Source organism: Streptomyces sp. NPDC004126, from assembly GCF_050275515.1.
GTDB lineage: Bacteria > Actinomycetota > Actinomycetes > Streptomycetales > Streptomycetaceae > Streptomyces.
On the sequence record NZ_JBNNPF010000032.1, the window covers coordinates 69,762 to 95,962 of the forward strand.

Sequence of the window (26,201 nt, forward strand, 5' to 3'; positions counted from 1 at the left end):
GCTCTTCTCGGTGTCGGTGGGAGCGCGTCAGTCGTGGAGGGGGTTGGTGATGGTGACGTAGACGGACTGGGTGTCGACGGGGCCCACGAGCTCGTCGAGCCCGCCCAGGCGGGTGAGGAGGTTCGCCTTGCAGCGCAGGGTGGGTGAGTCGAGGAGCCGTGCGGGGACCGGGCCGAGGCCGGAGGCCTTGCCGAGGAAGCGGCGGAAGGCGGCGAGGAGCACGCGCTCGTCGGCGAGCCGCTGCGATCCGAAGGCTCCGATGAGGCCGATCACGTTGTTGATGCCCAGGTAGTAGGCGAAGCGTTCGTCGGTGACGGCGTCCGGGACGAAGGTGTCGCTGGCGCCTCCGATGCCGGGGAGGCGTCGTTCCAGCTCGGCTCGCCGGGAGTCGCGGAAGTAGTAGCCCTGGTTGTCGCGGAAGCGGCCGCCGACGGGCCAGCCGGCCCGGTCGAGGAGCACGAGGGTGTTCTGCTGGTGCGCTTCGAGGGCGATGCCGGCGAGGGCGTCGAAGGCGAGTACCGGCAGGACGACGTGGTCGAGGTAGCGCAGGAACCACTCGGCTGCGACGGCGGCGACGGGCCGGCCGGTGGTCACCGCGAGCCGGGAGACGGTGTCGGCGAGCCGGGAGCGCATCGTGGTCCGGCCGGCCCACGGGCGGAGTGAGGTGAGTGCGGCGACGCACACGGCGTCGTCGTCGGAGTGGAAGGGGTTGTGGCGCAGTACGGCGTCGAATCCCCGGACGGGGGTGCCGTCCAGGGCGTCGACGGCGACCCAGGCGGGGTCGCGGACGATGTCGAAGCCGGGGTGGGCGGTCTGCCACTGCTCGGCGAGACCGGTGCGGAGCAGCCGGTGGACCTCTACGCCTCGGTGGAGTTCCTTGCGGAGGTTCTCCCGGCGGGAGTTGGTGATGCGCAGTCCGAGGGAGAGCTTGAGCATCGCGGGGGCGCCGGGGCGGTGGACGGTGCGGACGGAGGAGGTGGGGTACCAGGGGGTGCCGTAAGGGCCCAGGTCGGTGATGAGTCCCGCGTCGCGGAGGGCGGTGACGGCGGGGCGCTGGAGGAGGTCTCGGGCCTGCCAGGGGTGCAGGGGAAGGGCGGTGGTGCCGGCGGGCAGGGGGAGGCCGGGGGCGAGCCGGGCGAGGAGCTGCGCGGCGGATACCGGGCGGCCCCGTTCGGTCCAGGCGGAGTCGGTGGCGAGGGCCTCGGGCGCGACCGCGATCCAGTGCAAGGGGAAGGAGCCGTGGAGTTCGGGCGAGTAGTGGCGTACTTCGGTCTCCGAGAGTCCTTCGCGGCTCTTGGGGTCCGGTTGGAGGGGGTGGCCGAGGAGGAGTGACTGTTCGGCGGTGAGGAAGCGGTCGGCCGCGACGGGGGCCGGGCCGGTGGGGTGTTGGCGACGGTCGGCGATGAACTCGGTGGTGCGGCGCACCGAGTCGGCGACCCGGCCCACGAGGTCGGTGCCGCTGCGGCCGTCGCCCTCGCGGGCGAGCAGGCCGGCGAGGGTGACGGCGTCCACGGCCGGGGCATGGGCGGGGGCACCTTCGAGGCGGGCGGGGCCGAAGCGGTGCCAGCCTGCCGGAGACCAGTACCGGACGGGGACGAGCAGGGCGGCCCCGGACGCGGGGAGGGGGATGCGGAGCAGGGTTCCGATGGGCCCGTCGGGGCGGCCGATGCCGCTCTCGCGGACCCAGCACCGCAGCAGGTTCTCCACCGTCGCGGACTCGGCCGCGGTGGCCGGGTCGGGGTGGTCCAGCAGGTCGGGCAGCACCGCCGGGTCAGGGCCGGTGGGCCCGGTGCCGCCCACCCGCGGGCGGAGGGTGCCGTCCTTCTGCCGGGGCACGGTGCCCGCCGGGACAGGGGCCGGGGTGGCCTGCGCCGCCGGGACCCCGGACACGGGCCCGGCCTCCGCTCCGGCCCTGGGCCGCCCGGGGGCTGCCTGATCCCGGTCCGCGGCCGGGGATGCCGCGGGCAGCGGGGAGTCCGGGCGGGGCCCCGGCGGCAGCTGCGCGGCGGCGGGCGGCTGGGGCTGCGGGCCGGCGGGGGGCCCGGCGGCGGGCGGCCGGGCGGCGCCGGGCCCGGCCGCCGGCTGGCCCGCCGCGGCCTCGGGGGCGACGCCACCGGATGCCGCTTGCGCCGTGGCGGAGGGGACGGGTGGCAGGCCGTCCGTGTCGGTATCCGCGGCCGCGTGCGCAGGGACCGGCGTGAGCCCGTGGAGGGCGGTGGGGTCCGGAGGGGCCGCGGCGCAGGACGGGGCCTGTGCCGGGCGGACCGGGGCCGGTGCAAGGGGGGCGACCGGACCGGCCGCGGCGGCCGACCATGGCAGGGTCGGGGCCTCCCGGCCGGTCGGCGCCAAGGGGGCAGTGGCCGACGGCGGAGCCGGGGTGGTCGGGGGGCCGGCGGGGGCAGCGGGCCTCAGCCCGCCGGGGGCAGCGGGCGGGCCCGGGTGCGCCGCAGCCGCGGCGCCGGCCGACGGGACGGGGTGCGCCGCAGCCGCGGCGCCGGCCGGCGGGACGGAGTGCGCCGAAACGGCAGTGGCGGGCGGGCCCGGGACCGAGGTGCCGGCCACGACCGGGGCCGGCGTGGCGGCCGCAGTGGTGGCCGGGGGTTCTGGGTGGGGCGGGGGCGGGGTGGTGGGGTGGGGGGTGGTGGAGGGGTCGGGCATCGGGGGTCCTTCGGCGGGCGTCAGTGGGGCCGGCGGGCGGCGGCGGGGATGGAGTCGGCCAGCCGGTCCAGGACGGCTGCGGCCTGTTCGTCGGTCAGGGTCAGCGGGGGCAGCAGGCGCACGACGCTGGAGTGGCGGCCTCCGAGCTCGACGATCAGGCCGCGGTCCAGGCATTCCTGGCGCACGGCGGCGGCGAGGGCGGGTGCGGCGGCGCCGCTGTCGGGGTCGACGAGTTCGACGCCGATCATCAGTCCGCGGCCCCGCACGTCACCGACGCACGGCTGCTCCGCGGCCAGGCCGCGCAGTGCGGTCAGCATCCGCTCTCCCAGCGCGGCCGCGCGCTCGGCGAGTCCGTTGCGGCGGACGTAGGCGAGGGTGGCGGTGCCCGCGGCCATGGCGAGCTGGTTCCCGCGGAACGTTCCGGCGTGCGCGCCGGGCGCCCAGACGTCCAGTTCGGCCCGGTAGACGATCACGGCCAGCGGGAGGCTGCCGCCGATGGCCTTGGACAGGACCATCACGTCGGGGACCACCCCGGCGTGGTCGACGCCCCAGAAGGCGCCGGTGCGGCCCACCCCGGTCTGCACCTCGTCGGCGATCAGCGGGATGCCCCGGGCCGCGGTGATCTCCCGCATCCGGCGCAGCCACGCGTCGGGGGCCGGGTGGACCCCGCCCTCCCCCTGCACGGGCTCGACGATCATGGCGGCGGGCAGCGGCACCCCGCCCTTGGGGTCGTCGAGCAGGGTCTCGGTCCAGCGGGCCCCGAGGCGCGCGCCCTCGGCGCCGCCGACCCCGAACGGGCAGCGGTGGTCCTGCGGGTAGGGCAGCCGGGTCACCCGTACGTCGCCGGCACCGCCCGAGGCCTCCAGGGCTCCGGCGGTCATCCCGTGGTAGGCGCCGGTGAAGGTGAGCAGCCCGGTGCGTCCGGTGGCGGCCCGGACCAGTTTCAGGGCGGCCTCGACGGCGTCGGTCCCGGCGGGGCCGCAGAACTGCACGCGGGCGTCGGCGGCCAGTTCCGCGGGCAGGTTCTCGAAGAGCTCGGTGGTGAAGGCGTCCTTGACCGGGGTGGCCAGGTCGAGGACGTGCAGCGGCGCCCCCGAGTCGAGCACCCCGCGGATGGCTTCGAGGACGACGGGGTGGTTGTGCCCGAGGGCGAGGGTGCCCGCGCCGGAGAGGCAGTCGAGGTAGCGCCGCCCGTCGGCGCCCTCGATCGTCAGCCCCCGGGCGCGCACGGGGACGATGGGCAGCGAGCGGGCGTAGGTCCGGGCGGCGGACTCCCGCAGCGCCTGCCTGCGCAGGATGCCGTCCGCCGAGGCGGGTCCTCGTCCGCCCTGCGCCGGAACCTGTGGGCCCGCGTGCGCCGGGGTGCCCGGTGCTGCCTCGGCTGCGGTCCCGGCCGGGGCACCTGCTGCGGTCGGTTCGGTCACGGCCACGACTGTCGGTCCTCCCGCAGGTTGCTCTTCCGGATTGCGCCTCGAACACGAACGCTGCTGCACCATCCCCCGTACGTACCAACGACGGTGACGGCTTCGGATCACGGGTGGACCGAAGATCCTTGCGGTTCGGCCGGGCCGGAACGGCAGGAACCATCGACCCGGCGCCCGCCGTCCTATGCCTCGGCGGCATAGTGGGGTGCTGCGATCCACCCCGATCGAATCCGTCCCAACACCTCGAAACTCCTGGGGGCTTACGACATGCGACCGAACCGACCGGTCACCGCGATCCTTTGCGCGGCCGCGCTCGCGCTGACCGCCTCGGCCTGCGGACCCGGCGACGGGGAGGCCGGCGCCGACGCCAAGCCGACCGTGGCTGCGCCCCCGCCGTCCGGCGCGGCGGACGGGATCACGATCCCCGACGAGCTGAAGGAGAGGCTCAAGCAGCACGGCTTCGACCTGGAGAAGTGGAAGGGGGGCGCGTGGAAGAACTGGAAGAAGGAGGACTGGCTCCGCGAGGCGGGCGACTACGTCAACCCGATCATCGACGGCCTCTGGGACCCGGACCGCATGCGTGACGCGGAGCAGCCGCAGCGCCCGGCCGTCGACCCTGACGCGGGCAAGGACCAGGGCGTCACCGACCCGACCCCGGCTCCGGTGGCGGCGCAGCCGGCGGCTTCGCCGTACCACTCGAGCGTCCCGGCGTCCGGGAAGGTCTTCTTCGACGGCCCCGAGGGCTCGATGGTCTGCTCGGCGACCGTGGTGAAGGACCCGGCGCACCCGGGCAAGTCCAACATGGTCTGGACGGCGGGCCATTGCGTGCACGCGGGCAAGGCCGGCGGCTGGTACCGCAACATCGCCTTCGTCCCGTCCTACAACAACACGGGCAAGCCGGCGGCGGCGCTCAAGGGCGCGCCGCGCGAGCAGGTCGCCCCGTACGGCGTGTGGTGGAGCGACTGGGCGCAGACCTCGGACCAGTGGATCGCGACGGGCGGTCCGACGGGCGGCGCGGGTGCCCCGTACGACTTCGCGGTGCTGCACGTGACGCCGGAGAAGGGCGGCGGCAAGTCGCTGGAGGAGACGGTCGGTACGGCGCTGCCGGTGGAGTTCAACGCTCCGGCGGTGGGCAAGGTCGCGAGCATCACGGCGACGGGCTACCCGGCGGCGGCTCCGTTCGACGGGCAGAAGGCGTTCCAGTGCGCGGACAAGCCGGGCCGGCTGGCGCTGAAGCAGGCCGACCCGGTGATGTACCGCATCGGCTGCACGATGACGGGCGGTTCGTCCGGTGGCGGCTGGGTCGCGGCGGGTGCCGACGGCAAGCCGGCGCTGGTGTCGAACACCTCGATCGGTCCGGCGAAGGCCGGCTGGCTGGCCGGGCCGAAGCTCGGTCCCGAGGCCAAGGGCATCTACAACGCGGTGAGCGCCAAGTTCAAGTGACCGGTCGAGTGACGGTCGGGTGACCGGTCGAGTGACCGGCCGGACCTGAGGACATGACGTGACATGACGGAGGGCCCCCGCTGCTGCGGGGGCCCTCCGTCATGTGTGGCCGTGCGGCGTGCCGCCGCCGGTGTCAGTGCTTGGCGGGCACGTACGGCGCCAGGTCCGCCGCCAGTTCGGCGTGGACCCGTGCCTTGAGCAGGGTGCCCTCCGGGGTGTGCTCCTCGGAGATCACCTCGCCGTCGGCGTGGGCCCGGGCGATCAGCGCGCCGCGGGTGTAGGGCACGAGGGCCTCCACCTCGACGGCGGGCCTGGGCAGCTCGGTGTCGATGAGCGCGAGGAGTTCCTCGATGCCCTGGCCGGTGCGGGCGGAGACGGCGATCGAGTGCTTCTCGATGCGCAGCAGCCGCTGGAGGACGAGCGGGTCCGCGGCGTCCGCCTTGTTGACCACCACGATCTCGGGCACGTTGACCGCGCCGACCTCGCGGATGACCTCGCGCACCGCCGCCAGCTGCTCCTCCGGTGCCGGGTGCGAGCCGTCCACGATGTGCAGGATGAGGTCGGAGTCGCCGACCTCCTCCATCGTGGAGCGGAACGCCTCGACGAGGTGGTGGGGCAGGTGCCGGACGAAGCCCACGGTGTCGGCCAGGGTGTAGACGCGGCCGGAGGGGGTTTCGGCCCGGCGCACGGTCGGGTCGAGGGTGGCGAACAGGGCGTTCTCCACCAGTACGCCCGCGCCGGTGAGGCGGTTGAGCAGGGAGGACTTGCCGGCGTTGGTGTAGCCGGCGATGGCGACCGAGGGGACCTTGTTGCGGCGGCGTTCCTGCCGCTTGATGTCCCGGCCGGTCTTCATCTCGGCGATCTCCCGGCGCATCTTCGCCATCTTCTCGCGGATGCGGCGCCGGTCGGTCTCGATCTTGGTCTCACCGGGGCCTCGGGTGGCCATGCCGCCACCGCCGCCGCCACCCATCTGCCGGGAGAGCGACTGGCCCCAGCCGCGCAGTCGCGGCAGCATGTACTGCATCTGCGCGAGTGCGACCTGTGCCTTGCCCTCTCGGGACTTGGCGTGCTGGGCGAAGATGTCGAGGATGAGGGCGGTCCGGTCGACGACCTTGACCTTGACCACGTCTTCGAGCGCGATGAGCTGGCCGGGGCTGAGCTCGCCGTCGCAGACGACGGTGTCGGCCCCGCTTTCGAGGACGATGTCGCGCAGTTCGCGCGCCTTGCCGGAGCCGATGAAGGTGGCCGGGTCGGGCTTGTCGCGGCGCTGCATGACACCGTCGAGTACGAGGGCGCCCGCCGTCTCGGCGAGGGCCGCGAGCTCCGCGAGGGAGTTCTCGGCGTCCTGCACGGTCCCGGAGGTCCAGACACCGACGAGGACCACGCGCTCCAGGCGGAGCTGGCGGTACTCGACCTCGGTGACGTCCTCGAGCTCGGTCGAGAGACCGGCGACGCGGCGCAGGGCCGCGCGGTCGGAGCGGTCGAGCTGTTCGCCGTCCCGCTCTCCGTCGATCTCGTGGCTCCAGGCGACGTCCTCTTCCATCAGGGCATCGGCCCGAAGGCTCTCGGTGAAGCGCTGCGAGTCCCGCACGTCCTGCGCGTCCCGCGGGTCCTGGGAAGGGGAAGAAGAGGAGGTCATTGGATCCTTACGTCGATTCGATGGTGTCGCGCCGTCCGGTTCCGGCGGCCGGCCGGCTCGGCCAGGGCCAAAGGTACCGCTGTGCGTGACATAACACTGTCACGTCCAACGTGTGGTCCCGCCCGGTGATTCCCGGAGCCGGATCCCCGGATCCCGGAGCCGGATCCCCGGAGCCGGAGCCCGCAGGGCAGGACGCCTCGGCGCGGCCTCGCGGGGGAGCTTCCCCCGTCGGCCTCGTCGATGGTGTCATGCCCGTTCCCCGGCCGTCATACCGTTTTCCGCCGCTACGGCTTCCCCGCAGCCGGGGCTGCGGCCGGGGTCTTCCCCGGGGCCGCGGCGGCCGCCGGGCCGCCCCACTCCGGGTGCCCGGGCATCGCCGGGGTGGTCTCCCCGTACAGCCAGGGCCGCAGGAAGGCCGTGAGGTCGCGTCCGGCCTCCTGGGAGGCGAGGCGTACGAAGTCGTCCGTGCCGGCGACGGCGTCCTGGTGCTCCGCCACCCAGCGCCGCTCGACCCGGTCGAAGGCCGCCGCGCCGATCTCCTGGCGCAGGGCGTAGAGGATCAGCGCGGCCCCGTCGTAGACGACGGGCCGGAACAGGCCGATCTTCTGTCCCGGGGCGGCGGCCTTGGGGGCGGCCGGGGGGCCGCCCTGGGCCCGCCACTGGTCGGAGCGCTGGTAGGCCTCGCGCATCCGCCGCTCCAGGGGGTACTTGCCGAGTCCGTCCGCGTACAGGGCCTCGTACCAGGTGGCGTGCCCCTCGTTGAGCCACAGGTCGGACCAGGTGCGCGGGGTGACGCTGTCGCCGAACCACTGGTGGGCGAGCTCGTGGACCATGACGGACTCCACGTACCAGTCGGGGTAGCCGGCCGCCTCCCCGGCGAAGAGGCCGTGCTCGAAGAGCGAGAGGGTCTGGGTCTCCAGCTCGAAGCCGGTCTTCGCGCGGGCGATCAGCACCCCGTAGTTCTCGAAGGGGTACCGGCCGACGCGCTCCTCCATCCACGCGACGTGCCCGGCGGTCTTCGCCAGCCAGGGCTCCAGCCGCTCCCGGTCGGCGGCGGGCACCACGTCGCGCAGCGGCAGGCCGTGCGGTCCAGTGTGGTGCAGGACGGCGGAGCGGCCGATGGAGACCTGGGCGAGCTCGGTGGCCATCGGGTGCAGGGTCCGGTACGTCCACTCGGTGGCGCCACCCGCCCGTGCGGCGGGGACCGCTCCCGGCAGCCCGTTGGCCACGGCCCGGTACCCGTCGGGGGCGGTGATGCGGAAGGTGAACCAGGCCTTGTCGGCGGGGTGGTCGTTGCACGGGAAGACCCGGTGGGCGGCGTCGGCCTGGTTGGCCATGGCGAGGCCGTCCTCGGTGACGACCCAGCCGCCGTCGGAGGCCCGGCCGCGCGGGTCGCTGGTGTGCCGGACGGTGATGTGCAGCGGCGCGCTCGCCGGGACGGGGTGCGCGGGGGTCAGTACGAGGTCCTCCCCGGCGGACTCAAACCGTGCGGGCTGCCCGTTGACCTCGGCGGAGGCGACCGTCCCGTGCGTGAAGTCGAGGTTGATCCGCTCCAGCGGTTCCAGGCTGCGCGCCTCGATGGCGGTGACCGCGTCGAGGGGGCTGCGGTTGTCCTTGTACGTGAAGGAGAGGTCGTACGAGAGGACGTCGTAACCGGGGTTGCCCAGCTCGGGGAAGAGCCGGTCGCCGATGCCCAGCGGCTTCGGCGGGGGCAGCACGGCGGCGACGAGGGTGAGGGAGGCCGCGGCGAGCAGGGAGGCGCGCAGGCGCGGGGAGGTGAGCTGCATCCACCACCGCTTACCAGCGCGTGTCCCGGGCCCGCGAGCGGCGCGCGACGACTCCACCCGAACGGGGCGCCGGAGCCGGGCGGCGGACTCCGTACGCCCCCGCGTACGCGCCCCTGCGCGCGCTGTCCACGTAAATCCCCCCGGCACACCCCCGGGGTTCCGCGAAAGCCTTCCCAGCCCCTTGATCCCCCGCCCCGCTCCCCCGATCCCCCGATCCCCCTGGCCCGCTAGCCCCCTAGCCCCCTAGCCCCCTAGCCCCTCCGGTCGCCGTTCACACCCGACTGACGTCGTACACGCCGGGTACGTCCCGCATCGCCCGCATCAGGGCGGGCAGTACCGCCGCGTCGGGCAGTTGCAGCGTGTAGCTGTGGTGGACGCGCTGTTCGACGGGCGGCTCGACGGTGGCGGAGACGACCTCGACGCCCAGCCGGGCGATGGCCTCGGTCAGGTCGGCCAGCAGGTGCGGGCGCCCGAACGATTCGGCGGTGAGGGTGACCCGGCAGTCCGCGGTGGCCCGCCAGTGCACGGCGACCGAGGTGCGGCCCAGCGAGCGCATCTGGGCCACGGCCGGGCAGTGCTCCCGGTGGACGGTGACGGCCCCGCCGCGTACGAGGAACCCGGCGACCGCGTCCGGCGGTACGGGGGTGCAGCATCCGGCGAGGCGGACGTGCGCGTCGGGGAGGTCGGCGACGGCGTTGCCCCCGCCGCCGCGCAGCCCCGGTACGGACAGAGGTGCCCGGGGCGCGGCGGTGGCGGGGCCGGGGCCGTCGGGGTGGGTCTGGAGCCAGCTGCCGATGGCGATCCGGGCGGCCGGGGTCCTGGCGTGCTCCAGCCAGTCGGGGGCGGGTCCGGAGGAGGAGTCCTGCGCGAGGAGCAGCTGGACGGTGTCGCCGTCGGAGAGGGGGGAGGAGAGGGAGGTGAGGCGCCCGTTGACGCGGGCGCCGATACAGCCGTGGGCCGCCTCGCCGTGCTGTGCGTAGGCGGCGTCGATACAGCTGGCGCCGGCCGGCAGGCCGAGGGTGCCGCCGTCGGCGCGGAAGACGGTGATCTCCCGGTCCTGGGCGAGCTCGGCGCGCAGCACGGTCCAGAAGGTGTCGGGGTCGGGTGCGGACTGCTGCCAGTCGAGGAGCCGGGAGAGCCAGCCGGGGCGGGTGGGGTCGACGCGTTCCTCGTCGCAGTCGGCGGTGGCGGCCTCGGCGGTGGCGTACGGGTTGCCGAGGGCGACGACGCCGGCTTCGGCGACGCGGTGCATCTGGCGGGTGCGGACGATGACCTCGGCGACGTACCCCTCGGGGACGGCGACGGCGGTGTGCAGCGACTGGTAGAGGTTGAACTTCGGTACGGCGATGAAGTCCTTGAACTCGGAGACGACCGGGGTGAAGCAGGTGTGGAGTTCGCCGAGCACCCCGTAGCAGTCGGCGTTCTCGGCGACGAGGACGAGGATGCGCCCGAAGTCGGAGCCGCGCAGTTCGCCGCGCTGGCGGGAGATGCGGTGGAGGGAGACGAAGTGCCGGGGGCGTACCTGGACCTCGGCGGCGATGCCGGCGTCGCGCAGGACGGTGCGGACGGATTCGGCGATGGCGGCGAGGGGGTCGTCCTGGCCCGCGCGGGCGGCGATGAGGGCGCGGGTGTGCTCGTACTCCTCGGGGTGCAGGATCGCGAAGACGAGGTCTTCCAGCTCGGTCTTGAGGGCCTGGACGCCGAGGCGTTCGGCGAGCGGGATCAGGACGTCGCGGGTGACCTTGGCGATGCGGGCCTGTTTCTCGGGGCGCATCACGCCGAGGGTGCGCATGTTGTGCAGCCGGTCGGCGAGTTTGATGGACATGACGCGGACGTCGTTGCCGGTGGCGACGAGCATCTTGCGGAAGGTCTCGGGTTCGGCGGCGGCCCCGTAGTCGATCTTCTCGACCTTGGTGACGCCGTCGACGATGAAGCAGACCTCGTCGCCGAACTCCTCCCGGACCTGTTCGAGGGTCACATCGGTGTCCTCGACGGTGTCGTGGAGGAGAGAGGCCGTCAGGGTGGTGGTCTCGGCGCCGAGTTCCGCGAGGATGAGGGTGACGGCGAGCGGGTGTGTGATGTACGGCTCACCGCTCTTGCGCATCTGGCCGCGGTGGGAGTGCTCCGCGAGCAGGTAGGCCTTCCGCAGGATGGACAGGTCGGCGTCCGGATGGTGGGCGCGGTGGGCTTCTGCTACGTGCCCGATGGCGTCGGGCAGGCGGTCGCGGGATGTGGGCCCGAGCAGGGCCGCACGTCCCAGGCGGCGCAGATCTAGTCGGCTACGGCCTCGTCTGCGCAGCTCAGGGCGCATCTCGGCATGTGCTTCGGGGTTCGTGGCCTCTGCACTCATGGGCACCTCCGGCGGCTTCGACCGGCGGTGGTGGGCATGGGGTGAGCCCTCAGGGCCGGTGCCTGATGTTACCGACCCCACCACGTGGCGCAGTCCACCTCTCGCTCAGCGTGAAACGGATCACCCATGAGAGGGAACCTTCAGGCGAAAGCCGTTTCGGTGAGCCAGGCGGCTTCGAACTCTCCGGAGGCGACGATGACGGCGGGTCCGGTCATGTCGACGCGGCCGTCGGGGTGTTCGGTGATGACGAGGGTGCCGCCGGGCAGGTCGACGGTGTACGAGACCGGTTCGCCGGTCTCGGCGGGGTCGGCTCCGTCCCGTCGGATGGCGGCGACGGCGACGGCGCAGGCGCCGGTGCCGCAGGAGCGGGTCTCGCCGGAGCCGCGCTCGTGGACGCGCATGGCGACGTGCCGCGGGCCGCGGTCGACGACGAACTCGACGTTGACCCCGGTGGGGTAGGCGGAGGCGGGGCTGAACGGCGGGGGGCTGTACAGGTTGCCGGCGTGGTCGAGGCTTTCGACGAACGCGACGGCGTGCGGGTTCCCCATGTTCACGTTGCGGGCGGGCCAGGAGCGTTCGCCGACGGAGACGGTGACGTCGCCCTCGGGGAGCAGGGCGCGGCCCATGGAGACGGTGACGTCTCCGGTCTTGTCGAGGTGGACCTGCTTGACGCCGCCGCGGGTGGCGACGGCGAGGTCGCCGGGCTCGACGTGGCCGGCGTGCTGGAGGTAGCGGGCGAAGACGCGGACGCCGTTGCCGCACATCTCGGCGACGGAGCCGTCGCTGTTGCGGTAGTCCATGAACCACTCGGCCTCGTCGGCCATGTGCGCGGCCTCGGGGTGGGCGGCGGAGCGGACCACGTGCAGCACACCGTCGGCGCCGATGCCGGCCCGGCGGTCGCACAGGGCGGCGACGGCGGTCGGGGGCAGGTCGACGGCGTTGTCCGGGTCCGGGACGATCACGAAGTCGTTCTCGGTCCCGTGGCCCTTGAGGAAGGAGAGGGTGGTGTGCGTCACCCGCTCATGGTACCGAGCCGGTCGGGGCCGTGGCCTGCGGGATCAGCATGCGGTCAGGCCGCTGCCGCGGGGGTGTCCGGGCGGGGCGGCGCGGTCAGCGCAGCCGGGCCACCCGGTACACGGCGAGTGCTACGACGACCAGTGCGACCAGCGCGTACAGCGCGGCCATCCGCCAGTCGGGGCGGCGGCTGCTGCCGCGCGGCGGCAGCCCGGGCCAGGTGTAGCCGACGCGGCGCGCGGCCATCATGCCCCAGCCGCCGGCGCAGGAGCTGATGAGGAAGCCGAGCATGGCGACGACGGCGCCGCCGTCCCCGAACTCGAAGGCGAGGGGGAAGGCGAACATCAGGGAGCCGGCGGCGGCCAGCATCACGATGGGGGCGATCTGCCAGATGCGCAGGCGGCGCTGCGGGCGCAGCTCGACCTCGAACTCGGGGCCGGCGGCCGCCTCCGTGCCGGGCTCCGGGGCGTCGGGGCCGTCGGGGCTCAGCCGGGCCGGTTCGGCGGGCAGGCCGAGGCCGTCGGCGCCCGTGTCGGCGCTCCCGATGCCCGTCGGGGCGTCGGGCGTGCCGGAGCCGGCGGGCACGCCGGGCTCGCCGGGCCCGCTTCGGAGCATCGGGTCCGCTCCTCGCCTGGTGTCGTCCCGCCCCGTGTCACGAGGGCCGGCCTCCATAGCCACGCGCCCTCCCCACTCGGACTTCGTACGCCACTGTTCAGAAGTTTGATGATGGCACGGACCCGGGCCCGCGACGGGCACACGGGGCTTCCCGATGCAATCACGTGATCAGGCTGTGACCGCTCGTTCGACCAACGACTGCGCGAGTCCGGGGAGTTCCCCCCGGTCGGCGGCGGCTCCGCTGAGCCAGTGCACGCGGGGGTCGCGGCGGAACCAGGAGTCCTGGCGGCGGGCGAAGCGCTTGGTGGCGCGTACGGTCTCCGCCTTGGCCTCGTCCTCGGTGCACTCCCCCGCGAGGGCGGCCAGTACCTGCTGGTAGCCCAGTGCGCGGGAGGCGGTGATGCCGTCGCGCAGCCCCTGGGCCTCCAGGGCGCGGACCTCGTCGACCAGGCCGTCGTCCCACATGCGGTCCACGCGCAGCGCGATCCGCTCGTCGAGTTCGGGGCGGGCCACGTCGACGCCGATCTGGACGGTGTCGTAGACGGAGTCGTGGCCGGGCAGGTTGGCGGTGAAGGGCTTGCCGGTGATCTCGATGACTTCCAGGGCCCGGACGATGCGGCGGGCGTTGCTGGGCAGGATCGCGGCGGCCGCGGCCGGGTCGGTGGCGGCGAGGCGGGCGTGCAGGGCGCCGGGGCCGCGCAGGGTGGCCTCCTCCTCCAGACGGGCCCGGACCTCGGGGTCGGTGCCGGGGAACTCCATGGCGTCGAGGGCGCCGCGGACGTAGAGGCCGGATCCGCCGACGAGGACGGGGGTGCGGCCCTGGGCGAGGAGCTTGTCGATCTCGGCGCGGGCCAGGCGCTGGTACTCGGCGACGCTGGCGGTCTCGGTGACGTCCCAGATGTCGAGGAGGTGGTGCGGGACTCCGCCGCGCTCGTCGAGCGTCAGCTTGGCGGTGCCGATGTCCATCCCCCGGTAGAGCTGCATGGAGTCGGCGTTGACGACCTCGCCGTCGAAGTGGCGGGCCAGGGCGACGCCCAGGTCGGACTTTCCGGCCGCGGTGGGACCGACGACGGCGATGACCCGCGGGGCGGGGGCTGCATTCCTCACCGACACAGTCTCGCAGCCCCCGGTCAAGACACCGTCATGTACCCGATCGGGTGAGGTGACGGGGTGCGGGCGAAGTCGTTGCCCTGAAGAGGTTCCGGCCCGGCGTGCGCCTGGCGCGCATGTGGTGGACGCCGGTCCGGCCAGGGCGGAACTTCACCCGCACGAGTAACGTTATGGGAGTAGACATGGGCGTTTTTGACCGGATTTTTCGTCGCAAGGAAGAGGTAGTGGCCGAACCGGCCGCGGCCGAGGCCGGCACGGCGGAGGCGCTGGAGACGGAGACCGAGCCGGCCGCAGGGGCCGAGGAGGTCGTGGAGGTCGAGGAAGCCGGGTCTGCGGCGGCCGGGGCCCCCGCGGCGGAGGCCGTGGAGATCCCGAAGCAGCAGTCGGTGGAGGCGGCCGCGGACAGCGAGGCCGGCGAGGGCGCCCGTACGTAGTCACGCCACTGGAAGGTGCCCCATGGGGTTCATGGACAATCTGAAGGCCAAGCTCGCTCCGGCGAAGGACAAGGTCGGCGACCTCGCGCAGCAGCACGAGGGCAAGATCGGCGAGGGCCTGGACAAGGTCGCCAAGGTCGTGGACTCCAAGACCCATGGCAAGTACAGCGCCCGGATCACGACGGGCGCGGACAAGGCGAAGGACGCCCTGGGCAAGATCGCGCACAAGGACACCCCCGGCGGGCCGACGCCGCCGGCCGCTTCCTGACGCGGCACCGGAGGGGCGCGGGACCGTCCTGGTCCCGCGCCCCTTCGTCGTGCGTGCGTACGGGCGGGCCCGGCGCCGGCGCCCGCTACGACCAGGCGGCCACGAAGTAGCCGACGCCGTACGGGGCGTCCTCGTACAGCAGCCGGCCGTCCAGGCCCGCGCCCTCCGCGGCGCCGGCGAGCACCTGCCACGGCGCCCGGCCCGCGGCCAGCAGCTCGGCGGCGAGCACGGGGTCCAGCGCGGCGAGCGCCCCGGTGTCGGCGGCGCCCAGGGCGCGTCCGGCGGCGGCGTCGAAGGCGGCGGCCCGTTCGTCCAGGTAGCCCGGGGCCTTCAGGGTCCGGCAGGCGCTGCCGTCGCCCATGACCAGCATGGCCACCCGCTCGGCGGAGCGGCCCAGGTCCGCGCCGAGCAGGCCGCAGCCGCCGGCCGGGAGGTCCTCGGCGACGGCCACCCCCGCGACCGGGGCCGCCGCCCAGCGGGCCTGCCCGAGCAGCCAGCCGGCCACCGCGAGGGAGGGCGGGAGGACGGTGCCGGTGGCCTCGCCGCTCGGCGGTCCGCCCGGGTCCGGCCCCAGGGTGACGGTCAGGTCCACGCCGAAGCCGGCGAAGCCGCCCGGGGTGCCCTGGTCGTACCCGCCGCCCTCGGCCGCGGCGCCAACCACGACGAGCAGGTCGGGCCGGGCCGCGGCGAGCACGGCCAGCGCGTCGGAGCAGGCGGTACGGGCGTCGGCGAGTTCGGCGGCGGCGCCCGCGGCGACCTCCGGCACGAGGAGCGGCGGGGCGGGGCAGACGGCGGCGGCTACGAGCATGATCCGCAGCCTAGCCGCCCCGGCCCCCGCGCGGTCAGTCGATCGCGCAGCCCGAGGTGGCCGCCGGGAGCGGGGCCGGGACGCCGATGGAGGGGATGCCGAGCATGACGCCGGCCGGCTGCGCCGGGGCGGCGTTGCGCTTCTCCCAGGCGTCGCCGGCGCGGGTGCGGCGCACGGCCTGCGTCGGGCCCTCGGCGAGGAGGTGGTGCGGGGCCGCGTACGTGATCTCCACGGTGACCACGTCGCCGGGGCGGACGTCCTCGTCGGGCTTGGTGAAGTGGACGAGGCGGTTGTCGGGGGCGCGGCCGGACAGGCGGGCGGTGGCGCCGTCCTTGCGGCCCTCGCCCTCGGCGACCATGACCTCCAGGGTGCGGCCGACCTGCTTCTTGTTCTCCTCCCAGGAGATCTCCTCCTGGAGGGCGACCAGGCGCATGTAGCGCTCCTGGACGACCTCCTTGGGGATCTGGCCCTCCATCTCGGCGGCGGGGGTGCCGGGGCGCTTGGAGTACTGGAAGGTGAAGGCGCCGGCGAAGCGGGCCTCGCGCACGACGTGCATCGTCTGCTGGAAGTCCTCCTCGGTCTCGCCGGGGAAGCCCACGATGATGTCGGTGGAGATCGCGGCGTGCGGGATCGCGGCGCGGACCTTCTCGATGATGCCGAGGAAACGCTCCTGCCGGTAGGACCGGCGCATGGCCCGCAGGATCGGGTCGGAGCCGGACTGCAGCGGCATGTGCAGCTGCGGCATCACGTTCGGGGTCTCCGCCATGGCGGCGATGACGTCGTCGGTGAAGTCCTTCGGGTGCGGGGAGGTGAAGCGGACCCGCTCCAGGCCCTCGATCTGCCCGCAGGCGCGCAGCAGCTTGGAGAAGGCCTCGCGGTCGCCGAGGTCGGAGCCGTAGGCGTTGACGTTCTGGCCGAGCAGGGTGATCTCGGAGACGCCCTCGGCGACCAGGGCCTCGACCTCGGCGAGGATGTCGCCGGGGCGGCGGTCCTCCTCCTTGCCGCGCAGCGCCGGGACGATGCAGAAGGTGCAGGTGTTGTTGCAGCCGACGGAGATCGAGACCCAGGCGGCGTACGCGGACTCGCGGCGGGTCGGGAGGGTGGAGGGGAAGGCCTCCAGCGACTCGGCGATCTCGATCTGCGCCTCTTCCTGGACGCGGGCGCGCTCCAGGAGGACGGGCAGCTTGCCGATGTTGTGCGTGCCGAAGACCACGTCGACCCAGGGGGCCTTCTTGACGATGGTGTCGCGGTCCTTCTGGGCGAGGCAGCCGCCGACGGCAATCTGCATGCCGGGGCGCTTCGTCTTCATCGGGGCGAGCCGGCCGAGGTTGCCGTACAGCTTGTTGTCGGCGTTCTCGCGCACCGCGCAGGTGTTGAAGACGACCACGTCGGCGTCGCCGTCGGAGCCCTCGGGGGCCCGGACGTAGCCGGCGTCCTCCAGCAGACCGGAGAGCCGCTCGGAGTCGTGCACGTTCATCTGGCACCCGTAGGTGCGCACCTCGTAAGTTCCCTTGGGGTCCACCACTGCCGTGCTCCGGTCGCTGCTGCTGGTCATGGAACAAGGGTAGGCGGTGCCGGAGTGCCCTCCGGCCGCCCGGGTCCCGGCCCGGGGTGAGCGGGCAGGCCGGACCGCCGGAGCGGGCGCGTCGGGCCGCCGGAGCGGGCCGGAGGGCTCGGGGCGGCCGTGCGGGCCGGGCGGCGGGGCGGGTCCGGCCGTGACAGGCGGGCGGGGCGGGTGGGAGGATCCCGGCATGCCCCTCGTACCTCCCCGCATCAGCCGGCGCCGCCTCCTCCTGGGCCTGGTCGCCGTGCTGGCCGTGCTCGGGGGGCTGCTGTGGTGGCCGCGGCCCTTCTTCGAGCCCGAGCTCAAGGGCGGGCTGACCTTCAGCACGGGTGTGCGTACCGGCGTGTACCACCGCTACGGGCAGCTGCTGGAGGGGGCGCTCGCGCAGGACATGCCGGGCGTGAAGGTGCGGCTGGAGCCCAGCGAGGGTTCCCAGCAGAACCTCCAGCGGGTCGCGGCCGGGCAGGCGGACTTCACGATCGCCACGGCGGACGCGGTGGCCAAGTACCGGGCCGACGGGAAGCCGGGCGCCGACCGGCTGCGGGGCTGCGCACGGCTCTACGACGACTACGTGCAGCTGGTGGTGCCGGCGGGCTCGCCCGTCCAGTCGGTCCGCGACCTGCGGGGCAAGCGGGTCGCGGTGGGCCAGGACGGCTCCGGGGTCAGGCTGGTCTCGGAACGGCTGCTGACGGCCGCCAAGCTGAACCCGCACAAGGACATCACCGCCGTCGGGATCGGCATCGACACCATGCCCGCCGAGCTGGAGGCGGGGCGGATCGACGCCTTCTTCTGGTCGGGCGGGCTCCCGACGAACGCCGTGCACGAGCTGTCGGAGCGCTTCGAGATCCGGCTCGTGCAGCTGGGCGACCTGGTCGAGCAGCTCCAGGCCAGCGGCAGCCCGGCCCGGTACTACCGCGCCGCGGTGATGCCGCAGGACGCGTACGCGCGGGCCCGCAACACCTCGGCGGTGGCCACGCTGGCCGTGCCGAACCTGCTGGTGACCCGGGAGGACACGGGAACGGAGCTGACCGAGCAGTTCACCCGGACGGTGATCCTCAGCCGGGACCGGATCGGGCGCGAGGTCCACGCCGCGCAGCTGGTGGACCTGCGGACGGCGATCTACACGGACCCGCTGGACCTGCACGAGGGCGCCCGGCGGTACTACCGCTCGGTCAAGCCGTAGGCAGCAGCATCATCGCGGCGGCGGCCGCGCCGATCAGTCCGGCGTGGGTGCCGAGGGTGGCCGGGACGACCTGGAGGTCCTTGACGAAGGACAGGGCCGCGTACGAGGCCAGGTGCCGCCGGATCGGTTCGAAGAGGGTGTCCCCGCTGGCGGCGACCCCGCCGCCGATGACCGCGATGTCGGTCTCGACGAGGGTGGCGGTGGCCGCGATGGCCGCGGCCAGGGCCCGCCCGGCCCGGTCGAAGGCGGCCAGTGCCACCGGGTCGCCGGCCGCGGCGGAGGCGGCGACGCCGGCCGCGGTGGGGTCGGGGCCGGTCCAGCCCTGGGCGAGGGCCCAGCGGGCGATGGCGGTGCCGGAGGCGAGGGACTCGACGCAGCCGTGGCCCCCGCAGACGCACCGCTCGCCGTCGAACGCGACGCTGATGTGGCCGATGTGGCCGGCGTTGCCGGTGGGGCCGGGGTGGAGCTGGTTGTTCAGGACGAGCCCGCCCCCGACCCCGGTGGAGACCACCATGCACAGGGCGTTCGCGTGCCCCCGGGCGGCGCCGAGCCAGTGCTCGGCGGCCGTCATGGCCACGCCGTCGCCGGCCAGGGCGACCGGGATCCGGGCCCCGCGCGCGGCCAGCTCGGCGGCGGTCCGCTCCTGCACGGGGAACTCCCGCCAGGCCCCGATGTTGACCGGGCTCACGGTGCCCCGCGAGGTGTCCACGGGGCCGGCGCTGCCGATGCCGCAGCGGACGGCCTGCGCCCACAGGGGGTCCCGCGCCAGGTCCGCGACGACCTCCGCGACCGCCGCCATGACCCCGTCGGCGTCCGTCCCGCGCGGGGTGGGACGCCGGGTGACCGCGGTCATCGCGCCGTCGGGGTGGACCAGCGCCCCGGCGATCTTCGTGCCGCCGATGTCGATCGCCACGGTCGGGCCGGCGACGGCGGCCGCGGCGGCGCCGCGCGGCACGGGGAAGGCTGAGGTGGGGGTGGTCACGGAGGCGCTCCTGCCAAGGGGTCGGATTTCAGTATGCCGCCGCCGGCGGGGCCGTACTCTCGCGGGGTTCCAGCCGGGGCGGCTCGCTCTCCCGGGCCCGGGGCGGGCCTCCGGCGAGGAGCGCGAGGAGCTCCTCGGCCGCGAGCCGCCCGAAGCCGGCGGTGTCGCGGACCAGCGCGGTCAGCCGGGGGTGGGTGACCCGGCACAGCGCGGAGTCGTCCCAGGCGACGACGGAGAGCCGGCCGGGCACGGGGATGCCCATCCCGGCGGCGACCGCGCTGCCCGCCACCGCCATCACGTCGTTGTCGTAGACGAGGGCCGTGGGCGGATCCGGCTCGGCGAGGACCCGGCGGGTGGCGGCGGCGCCCTCGGCGTCGGAGTAGTCGGTGGGCACCGACCGGACGTGGTCCTCGGGAAGCCCGAGCCGGCGGGCCTCGGCGCGCAGCGAGGCGATGCGCCGGTCCGTGTGGGCGAGGCCGGGCAGGCCCGCGATGTGCGTGATGCGGCGGTGGCCGAGCCCGTGGAGGTACTGCAGCACCCCGACCATGGCGCGGGCGTCGTCGGCCCGGACGGACGACAGCGGCGGCGGGGAGTCCCCCGGCACCGGCTCCGCCGTCCCCCCGACGAACACGGCCGGGAGCCCGAGCCGGGCCAGGAGCTCCGGGCGCGGGTCCCGCGTACGGGGGTCGACGACGAGGACGCCGTCCACGCGCCGTTCGGCCCACCAGCGGCGGTGGACGGCGCATTCGGCGTCGACGTCCTCCACCACCTGGAACAGCAGCGCCGTGCGCCCGGCGGAGAGCACCTCCTGGATGCCGGAGACGAGCTGGAGGAAGAACGACTCGACCCCGAGGGTGTGCGCGGGCCGGGCCAGCACCAGCCCGACGGCCCCGCAGCGCTCGCCGGACAGGACCCGGGCCGCGTGGTGCGGCTGCCAGCCCAGTTCCTCGGCGACCCGGCGGACCCGGGCGCGGGTGTCCTCGGAGACCCCCGGCCTGCCGTTGAGGGCGAAGGAGACGGCGCTCTCGGACACTCCGGCTCCGCGGGCGATGTCCTTGATGGTGGGTCTGCGGGCCATCCCTGCCTCATCCCTCCGTGACGTGGACTGCGCTGGGGCGGACCGTACGCCGACCCGACCGCGGCAACAACCTTGCGGTCGGCGGCATCCGGCACCGTGCGGATCCGGCCGCCCGGCGCCGGAGGCCCTGTTGACCACAGCCCGCGCGGCCCGGCAGTTTGTGGTCGTCCGGCGACGCATTCCCCGAGAACCCGGGACCATTCCATGGACCGCACCCTGCGCTTCGGCGTCAACTACACCCCGGCACGCGGCTGGTTCCACCACTGGCTCGACTTCGACCTCTCCGAGGTCGGGGCCGACCTCGATTCGATCGCCGCCCTCGGCCTGGACCACGTACGGGTGTTCCCGCTGTGGCCGCTCTTCCAGCCCAACCGCGCGCTGATCCGGCCGCGCGCCGTCGAGCAGCTCGCAGCCCTCGCCGACGCGGCCGCCGCGCGCGGGCTCGACGTCGCCGTGGACGGCCTCCAGGGGCACCTGTCGAGCTTCGACTTCCTGCCCGCCTGGACGCGGACCTGGCACCGGCGGAACCTCTTCACCGACCCGGAGGCCGTCGCGGCACAGGAGGAGTACCTGCGCACCCTCGCCGCCGCCCTCGCCGACCGGCCGAACTTCCTCGGGATGACGGTGGGCAACGAGACCAACCAGTTCTCCGGCCCTCCGCACCCCGACCCCGACCCCGTCACCCCCGAGCAGGCCGGACGCTGGCTGGAGCGGATGCTCGCCGCCTGCGAACGGGGCGCCCCGGGACGGCTGCACGTGCACGCCGAGTACGACGCCGCCTGGTACCAGGACGGGCACCCCTTCACCCCGGCCCAGGCGGCCCGGCTGGGCGCGGCCACCGCCGTGCACTCCTGGGTGTTCAACGGCACCGCGCAGCGCCACGGCCGGACCGGGACGGCCACCGAGCACCACGCCGCGTACCTGGTCGAGCTGTCGAAGGCCTGGGCCGAGGACCCGGCCCGGCCGGTGTGGCTCCAGGAGGTCGGGGCGCCGGCGCCGCTGATCCCCGCGGAGCACGCCGCACGGTTCACGGCCGCCACGCTGGCGGCCGCCCTGGACTGCCCGGGGCTGTGGGGGGTGACGTGGTGGTGCTCGCACGACGTGTCCCGGGAGCTCGTGGACTTCCCGGAGCTGGAGTACGGCCTGGGCCTGCTGACCAACGACCGCCGGCCCAAGCCCGCCGGGACCGTCCTGGCGCGCGTCGCCGCGGCCTGGCGGGACCGCGAACACCGCCCGCCCGTACGCGGGACCGCGCTCGTCCTGGACGAGTCCCGGGGCCGCGCGTCCTGCGCCCCGGGCGGCCCGTTCTTCGAGGCCTGGGCCTCCCTGACGGCCCGGGGGGCCCGCCCGGCGGTGGTCCTGGCCGACCGCGCGGAGGATCCGGCCCACCTCAAGACCCGGGGCATCACGGAAGTCGTCCACGTCAGCGACGTGGAATGACGGCCCGCACCCGCACCCGCACCCGGCCCCGCCCCCGCCTCCGCCCCCCGCCCGAGCCGCACCGTGAGGAGCCCCCGATGTCCGACCCCGCCCCCTTACGCCCGACCAGACGCACCCTGCTGGCCGCCGCAGCGGCCGGGGCCGCCGCCGGAGCCCCGCTGCTCGGCCCGCCCGCCCCGGCGGCGGCCGCTCCCGCCGCCGCCGCCGTCCCGCCCGCCGGCGACCTGACCCCGTACGCCTCCTACTGGTTCCCCGGCTCGCTCCCCCACGGCACCCCCGCCCCCGGCGTCGTGTGGCGCTCGCTCGGCGACTGGACCCCGGAGTCGGACCCGGACCTCGCCCACAACACGGCGACGGTGCCCCTCGCCCCGCGCTTCACCCCCGTCCCCCCGCACCGCGGCGCCCGCACCGGCCAGGCCCGGATATCGGCGCTGGTCTCGTTCGGGCCGACCTCCGGCAACCCCTCCCAGGGCTCGGCGACCGCCGACTACTACGCCCTGACGCACTGGGCGTACCTCGACGAGCTGGTCTTCTGGGGCGGCTCCGCCGGCGAGGGCCTCGTGCTGGCCCCGAACGCGCCCGTCGTCGACGCCGCCCACCGCCACGGGGTCCGGGTGCTGGGCAACGTCTTCCTGCCGCCCGTCCCCTACGGCGGCGACCTCCAGTGGACGCGCGACCTGGTGCGGCGGGAGCCCGACGGCCGGTTCCCGGTCGCGGAGCAGCTGGTCCGGGTGGCGGTGGCGCACGGCTTCGACGGCTGGTTCGTCAACGCCGAGACGGACGGCGGGGACGGCGCCCTCGCCACCCTCATGCGGGAGTTCCTGCGGGCGCTGCGGGCGGCGGGCGAGCCGCACGGGCTGCGGATCACCTGGTACGACGCGATGAACGTCACCGGCCGGGTCGGCTGGCAGGGCGCCCTCAACGCGCTCAACCAGGAGTTCTTCGAGGACCGTTCGGGGCGGGTCGCGGACACGGTGTTCGTGGACTTCCGCTGGACGGCGCGCACCCTCGCCGACTCCGGCGCCCTCGCCGGCCGGCTCGGCCGCAGCCGCCACGAGCTGTGGGCGGCGGTGGACGTGGAGTCCAGGGGCTGGGACTCCGCCGTCGACTGGGACGCCGTCGTCCCGCGCGACCGCGAGCACGTGGTCAGCCTCGGCCTCTACCGGCCGGAATGGACGCGCAACCACCTCGCCGACCGCTCCCCCGGCGCGTTCCACCGCGCCGACGACCGGTTCTGGACGGGCGAGTCCGGGGACCCGTCCCGGCCCGCGCCGCAGGCCGCCTGGCGGGCCCCGGCCACGTTCACCGCGGACCGCTCCACGGTCGCCGGGCTGCCGTTCGGCTGCTCCTTCAACACCGGGCACGGGCTGCGCTGGTACGAGGACGGGGCGGTCACCTCCGGGGAGCCGTGGAACCACCTGGCGCTCCAGGACCGGCTCCCGGGCCGGCGCTGGGTGGTGGACACCGCCGGGGCGCGCCCCTCGGTGACCCTGGACTTCGCGGACGCCTGGCGCGGGGGCTCCAGCCTGCTGGTGGCGGGCGCGCTCAGCGGGCCGGCGGCCGTGGCACTGCACTCCACTCGCCTGCCCCTGACCGGCTCGGCGGTCGCGGAGCTGGTCCACACGAGCGGCGGCGCCGGGCCGGTGGCCGTGGAACTCGGCGTCGCCGTCCGCGAGCCGTCCGCCCCGGGCGCGCCGGTGCCGTACACCTGGCTGCCGGCCGGGACGGCGGGCCCGGGCCAGGGCTGGCGGACCTCCCGCGTGCCCCTCGCGCGCCTGGCCGGGAGGACCGCGTACGCCCTTGCCGTACGGATCACCGCGCCCGGGAAGGCGGCGGTGTCCTGGCGGCTCGGGGCCCTGACGGTACGCGACACCACCGCCCGGCGGCCCCCGGCCCCGCCCTCGCACCTGAGGGTGGAGGCCGTCTCCGGTCAGGGCGGCGGCCGGGCCGGGCTCCGCCTGCGCTGGGACCGGGCTGCCGGGCCGGTCCGGCACTACGAGCTCCACCGCCTCCTGCCCGACGGCACCCGCCGCTTCCTGGCCGGTACCTGCGCGGCCGCCCTCCACGTGCCGCTGGTCGTCCGGGCGGACGGGGAGCGGGCGGCCGTCTTCGAGCTCCGCACGGTGGACGAGGCGTACGCCGCCTCCCCGCCGGCCCGTGCCGAACTGCCCTGGCCCTAACCCTCCTGGGGGTCGGTGCGGGGTACGGCCACCGTCACGCGCAGGCCGTGCGGCGGGTTCGTCTCGTAGGAGATGGATCCGCCGCCGGAGGCGAGCAGGGCGCGGGAGATCGACAGGCCGAGACCGGAGCCCTTCACGTTCTGGTGGCGGCCGCTGCGCCAGAAGCGGTCGCCGACGCGCAGCAGCTCCTCCTCGGTCAGGCCGGGTCCGCGGTCGGCGACGACGACGAGCGCGCTGCGTCCCTCGGCGGAGACCGACACCTCGACCTCCTCGCCGGCGGGGGTGAACTTCAGGGCGTTGTCGATGACGGCGTCGAGGGCGCTGGACAGGGCGATGGGGTCGGCCCAGCCGGTGACGGCGCTGCGGCCCGCCTCGGTGAGGCGTACGCCCTTCTCCTCCGCGTAGGGGCGCCAGGCGGCGACCCGTTCGGCGGCGAGCTCGCCGATGTCGGTGAGGCTGATCTCGGCGGAGGCGTGTTCGGCCAGCGCCAGGTCCAGCAGGTCGTCCAGGACCTGGGCGAGGCGTTTGCCCTCGGTGCGCACGGAGGCGATCTCCTCGTTGCCCTCGGGGAGTTCGAGGGCGAGGAGCTCGATGCGCAGGAGCAGCGCGGCGAGCGGGTTGCGCAGCTGGTGGGAGGCGTCCGCGACGAACGCCCGCTGCTGCTCCAGTACCTCTTCGACGTTGTCGGCCATCTCGTTGAACGAGCGGGCCAGGCGTCTGAGTTCCGGCGGGCCGCTCGCGGCGGCGACGCGGGAGTTCATGCGTCCGGTGGCGATGCCGTGGGCGGCGGCGTCCAGGGTCCGTACGGGCTTGAGCACCCAACTTGTCAGGCGCAGGGCGGCGCCGAAGGCGGCCAGCATGGCGGCGGCGAGGCCGGCGGCGATGACCGCCCACCCGCGCAGGGTCCGGGCGCGCATCTGGTCGGTGGGTGATTCGGTGGCGACGACGGCGACGACGTCGCCGTCGAGGACGACCGGGGAGACGACGAGGAGTTTGCCGCTGGTCTGCCAGGGCCAGACCTGGCCGGGGTCGTGGCTGCGCCGGCCGGCGAGGGCGTCCTGGAAGGCGCGCTTGCCTTCCCTGGAGTCGGGCAGCTGCCACCAGCCGGGGGCGCGGACCATGGCGTTGTCGTCGCGGTAGAAGATGCCGACGCGGATGCCGTACAGCTCCTGGTAGCGGGCGAGTTCGAGCTGGAGGGTGTCGCGGCGTTCGTCGGCGCCGGTGGCTCCGGAGCCCTCGGCGTCGATGACGAACTGTGCGAGGGCCGCGAAGCGGGCGCTGTCGTCGATGCGGTCGACCACCACCCGCTGCTGCTGGGCGGCGGCCAGGCTGACGGCGAGCGGGAGGCCGAGCGCGATCAGGACGCCCGCCATCAGGATGACCAGGAGCGGGAGCAGCCGGGTGCGCACGGCGGGACCCCGCTAGGGGACGGCCGGGGTGACGAGCCGGTAGCCCACCCCGCGGACGGTCTCGATGAGCGCGGGCATGCCGAGCTTGGAGCGCAGCGAGGCCACGTGGACCTCCAGGGTGCGGCCGGTGCCCTCCCAGCTGGTGCGCCACACCTCGCTGATGATCTGCTCGCGGCGGAAGACGACGCCGGGCCGCTGGGCGAGCAGGGCCAGCAGGTCGAACTCCTTGCGGGTGAGCGGTACGTCGGTGCCGTTCACGGTGACGCGGCGGGTGGGCAGCTCCACGGCGACGGAGCCGAGCCGGACGGTGCCGGGGGCGGTCTCGGGGGTGGCGGCGGCCTCGTCGGCGGCGCCGGTGCGCCGGGCGACGGCGTGGATGCGGGCGAGGAGCTCGCCGGTGTCGTACGGCTTGACCACGTAGTCGTCGGCGCCCATGTTCAGGCCGTGGATGCGCGAGCGGACGTCGCCGCGGGCGGTGACCATGATGACGGGGGTCGAGGTGCGCTTGCGGATCTTGCCGCAGACCTCGTAGCCGTCCTGGTCGGGCAGGCCCAGGTCCAGGAGGACCACGCCGAAGGGCTTGGCCCCGGCCGGCAGCAGCGCCTGGAGGGCCTCCTCGCCGTTGCGGGCATGGGTCACCTGGAAGCCGTGCCGGGCGAGGATCGCCGAAAGGGCGGCGGCGACGTGGTCGTCGTCCTCGACGAGCAGCAGCCTCATGGAGTCCCCCTTCCCGATTCTTCCGCTTCAGCTTCCGTACAGATGGTCACCATGCATCCACGCCCATGGGAGAGTCCCACGTCAAGAGGGTTCCGGTC

At 74.8% G+C, this 26,201-nt stretch carries 20 protein-coding genes; 6 read left to right on the forward strand and 14 right to left on the reverse strand.

Translation table 11 applies throughout. From position 1 onward, the window contains the following. Positions 1-27: 27 nt before the first annotated feature. Complete coding sequence (locus tag ACQKM2_RS26905) at positions 28-1,998, reverse strand: IucA/IucC family protein (protein ID WP_427714250.1); 1,971 nt, start codon at positions 1,996-1,998, stop codon at positions 28-30. Positions 1,999-2,678: 680 nt separating this feature from the next. After that, entirely contained in the window at positions 2,679-3,956 is a 1,278-nt protein-coding gene (locus ACQKM2_RS26910) for a diaminobutyrate--2-oxoglutarate transaminase family protein (protein ID WP_427714251.1), read from the reverse strand. A gap of 393 nt (positions 3,957-4,349) precedes the next feature. Between ACQKM2_RS26910 and ACQKM2_RS26915 the strand changes: the two genes are divergently transcribed. Then, on the forward strand, positions 4,350-5,525 hold the full coding sequence (locus tag ACQKM2_RS26915) for a trypsin-like serine peptidase (RefSeq protein WP_427714201.1): 1,176 nt from the start codon (positions 4,350-4,352) through the stop codon (positions 5,523-5,525). 133 nt (positions 5,526-5,658) lie between these two features. Here ACQKM2_RS26915 and hflX read toward each other — a convergent pair whose 3' ends face one another. The 6 genes from hflX to miaA all read right to left on the reverse strand — a co-directional run bounded on the left by hflX (position 5,659) and on the right by miaA (position 14,037). Further along, the gene (gene hflX / locus ACQKM2_RS26920; protein ID WP_427714204.1) at positions 5,659-7,164 is read right to left on the reverse strand and encodes a GTPase HflX; all 1,506 of its coding nucleotides are present in this window, start codon (positions 7,162-7,164) and stop codon (positions 5,659-5,661) included. 284 nt (positions 7,165-7,448) lie between these two features. Continuing rightward, a complete protein-coding gene (locus ACQKM2_RS26925) occupies positions 7,449-8,951 on the reverse strand; it encodes a M1 family metallopeptidase (protein WP_427714206.1) in 1,503 nt (500 codons plus the stop codon). Positions 8,952-9,222: 271 nt separating this feature from the next. After that, the gene (locus tag ACQKM2_RS26930) at positions 9,223-11,301 is read right to left on the reverse strand and encodes a RelA/SpoT family protein (protein ID WP_427714209.1); all 2,079 of its coding nucleotides are present in this window, start codon (positions 11,299-11,301) and stop codon (positions 9,223-9,225) included. A gap of 140 nt (positions 11,302-11,441) precedes the next feature. Next, positions 11,442-12,317, reverse strand: a complete 876-nt coding sequence (gene dapF, locus ACQKM2_RS26935) for a diaminopimelate epimerase (protein ID WP_427714211.1) — start codon at positions 12,315-12,317, stop codon at positions 11,442-11,444. Between the two features lie 94 nt (positions 12,318-12,411). Continuing rightward, positions 12,412-12,987 (reverse strand): hypothetical protein, encoded by a 576-nt coding sequence (locus ACQKM2_RS26940; protein ID WP_427714253.1) that lies wholly within the window; start codon positions 12,985-12,987, stop codon positions 12,412-12,414. Positions 12,988-13,098: 111 nt separating this feature from the next. Then, positions 13,099-14,037: a tRNA (adenosine(37)-N6)-dimethylallyltransferase MiaA gene (miaA, locus tag ACQKM2_RS26945; RefSeq protein ID WP_427714214.1), complete on the reverse strand. Its 939-nt coding sequence runs from the start codon at positions 14,035-14,037 to the stop codon at positions 13,099-13,101. 185 nt (positions 14,038-14,222) lie between these two features. Here miaA and ACQKM2_RS26950 point away from each other — a divergent pair, with 185 nt between their 5' ends. Both ACQKM2_RS26950 and ACQKM2_RS26955 read left to right on the forward strand, forming a co-directional pair. Continuing rightward, on the forward strand, positions 14,223-14,474 hold the full coding sequence (locus ACQKM2_RS26950; RefSeq protein ID WP_427714215.1) for a hypothetical protein: 252 nt from the start codon (positions 14,223-14,225) through the stop codon (positions 14,472-14,474). A 22-nt stretch (positions 14,475-14,496) separates the two neighbouring features. Beyond that, a complete protein-coding gene (locus ACQKM2_RS26955; protein ID WP_427714216.1) occupies positions 14,497-14,742 on the forward strand; it encodes an antitoxin in 246 nt (81 codons plus the stop codon). A gap of 85 nt (positions 14,743-14,827) precedes the next feature. On the opposite strand, the gene ACQKM2_RS26960 is transcribed toward ACQKM2_RS26955, so the two are convergent. After that, entirely contained in the window at positions 14,828-15,550 is a 723-nt protein-coding gene (locus ACQKM2_RS26960; RefSeq protein WP_427714218.1) for a hypothetical protein, read from the reverse strand. Positions 15,551-15,584: 34 nt separating this feature from the next. After that, positions 15,585-17,105, reverse strand: coding sequence for a tRNA (N6-isopentenyl adenosine(37)-C2)-methylthiotransferase MiaB (miaB, locus tag ACQKM2_RS26965; protein WP_427714220.1), 1,521 nt, complete (start codon positions 17,103-17,105; stop codon positions 15,585-15,587). A gap of 196 nt (positions 17,106-17,301) precedes the next feature. On the opposite strand from miaB, the gene ACQKM2_RS26970 reads away from it, so the two are divergent. Next, positions 17,302-18,297 (forward strand): TAXI family TRAP transporter solute-binding subunit, encoded by a 996-nt coding sequence (locus ACQKM2_RS26970; protein WP_427714223.1) that lies wholly within the window; start codon positions 17,302-17,304, stop codon positions 18,295-18,297. On the opposite strand, the gene ACQKM2_RS26975 is transcribed toward ACQKM2_RS26970, so the two are convergent. Further along, positions 18,287-19,252 (reverse strand): ROK family protein, encoded by a 966-nt coding sequence (locus tag ACQKM2_RS26975; RefSeq protein ID WP_427714254.1) that lies wholly within the window; start codon positions 19,250-19,252, stop codon positions 18,287-18,289. The genes ACQKM2_RS26970 and ACQKM2_RS26975 overlap by 11 nt on opposite strands. 55 nt (positions 19,253-19,307) lie before the next feature. Further along, on the reverse strand, positions 19,308-20,357 hold the full coding sequence (locus ACQKM2_RS26980) for a LacI family DNA-binding transcriptional regulator (RefSeq protein WP_427714225.1): 1,050 nt from the start codon (positions 20,355-20,357) through the stop codon (positions 19,308-19,310). 204 nt (positions 20,358-20,561) lie between these two features. Between ACQKM2_RS26980 and ACQKM2_RS26985 the strand changes: the two genes are divergently transcribed. Together ACQKM2_RS26985 and ACQKM2_RS26990 are read left to right on the forward strand one after the other, a co-directional pair. Then, the gene (locus ACQKM2_RS26985) at positions 20,562-21,797 is read left to right on the forward strand and encodes a glycoside hydrolase 5 family protein (protein ID WP_427714228.1); all 1,236 of its coding nucleotides are present in this window, start codon (positions 20,562-20,564) and stop codon (positions 21,795-21,797) included. 77 nt (positions 21,798-21,874) lie between these two features. Next, complete coding sequence (locus ACQKM2_RS26990) at positions 21,875-23,977, forward strand: endo-beta-N-acetylglucosaminidase (protein WP_427714229.1); 2,103 nt, start codon at positions 21,875-21,877, stop codon at positions 23,975-23,977. On the opposite strand, the gene ACQKM2_RS26995 is transcribed toward ACQKM2_RS26990, so the two are convergent. Together ACQKM2_RS26995 and ACQKM2_RS27000 are read right to left on the reverse strand one after the other, a co-directional pair. Beyond that, positions 23,974-25,386 carry an ATP-binding protein gene (locus tag ACQKM2_RS26995; RefSeq protein ID WP_427714232.1) on the reverse strand — a complete coding sequence of 471 codons (1,413 nt, stop codon included), beginning with the start codon at positions 25,384-25,386 and terminating at the stop codon, positions 23,974-23,976. The genes ACQKM2_RS26990 and ACQKM2_RS26995 overlap by 4 nt on opposite strands. A 12-nt stretch (positions 25,387-25,398) precedes the next feature. Then, positions 25,399-26,103, reverse strand: a complete 705-nt coding sequence (locus ACQKM2_RS27000; RefSeq protein ID WP_362461456.1) for a response regulator transcription factor — start codon at positions 26,101-26,103, stop codon at positions 25,399-25,401. Between the last annotated feature and the right edge of the window lie 98 nt (positions 26,104-26,201).

Coding starts and splice junctions, on each gene's coding strand:
- ACQKM2_RS26915 (WP_427714201.1), top strand. CDS start 4,350: ATGCGACCGAACCGACCGGTCACCGCGATCCTTTGCGCGGCCGCGCTC.
- hflX (WP_427714204.1), bottom strand. CDS start 7,164: ATGACCTCCTCTTCTTCCCCTTCCCAGGACCCGCGGGACGCGCAGGAC.
- ACQKM2_RS26925 (WP_427714206.1), bottom strand. CDS start 8,951: ATGCAGCTCACCTCCCCGCGCCTGCGCGCCTCCCTGCTCGCCGCGGCC.
- ACQKM2_RS26930 (WP_427714209.1), bottom strand. CDS start 11,301: ATGAGTGCAGAGGCCACGAACCCCGAAGCACATGCCGAGATGCGCCCT.
- ACQKM2_RS26940 (WP_427714253.1), bottom strand. CDS start 12,987: ATGGAGGCCGGCCCTCGTGACACGGGGCGGGACGACACCAGGCGAGGA.
- ACQKM2_RS26950 (WP_427714215.1), top strand. CDS start 14,223: ATGGGCGTTTTTGACCGGATTTTTCGTCGCAAGGAAGAGGTAGTGGCC.
- ACQKM2_RS26955 (WP_427714216.1), top strand. CDS start 14,497: ATGGGGTTCATGGACAATCTGAAGGCCAAGCTCGCTCCGGCGAAGGAC.
- ACQKM2_RS26960 (WP_427714218.1), bottom strand. CDS start 15,550: ATGCTCGTAGCCGCCGCCGTCTGCCCCGCCCCGCCGCTCCTCGTGCCG.
- miaB (WP_427714220.1), bottom strand. CDS start 17,105: ATGACCAGCAGCAGCGACCGGAGCACGGCAGTGGTGGACCCCAAGGGA.
- ACQKM2_RS26970 (WP_427714223.1), top strand. CDS start 17,302: ATGCCCCTCGTACCTCCCCGCATCAGCCGGCGCCGCCTCCTCCTGGGC.
- ACQKM2_RS26980 (WP_427714225.1), bottom strand. CDS start 20,357: ATGGCCCGCAGACCCACCATCAAGGACATCGCCCGCGGAGCCGGAGTG.
- ACQKM2_RS26985 (WP_427714228.1), top strand. CDS start 20,562: ATGGACCGCACCCTGCGCTTCGGCGTCAACTACACCCCGGCACGCGGC.
- ACQKM2_RS26990 (WP_427714229.1), top strand. CDS start 21,875: ATGTCCGACCCCGCCCCCTTACGCCCGACCAGACGCACCCTGCTGGCC.
- ACQKM2_RS27000 (WP_362461456.1), bottom strand. CDS start 26,103: ATGAGGCTGCTGCTCGTCGAGGACGACGACCACGTCGCCGCCGCCCTT.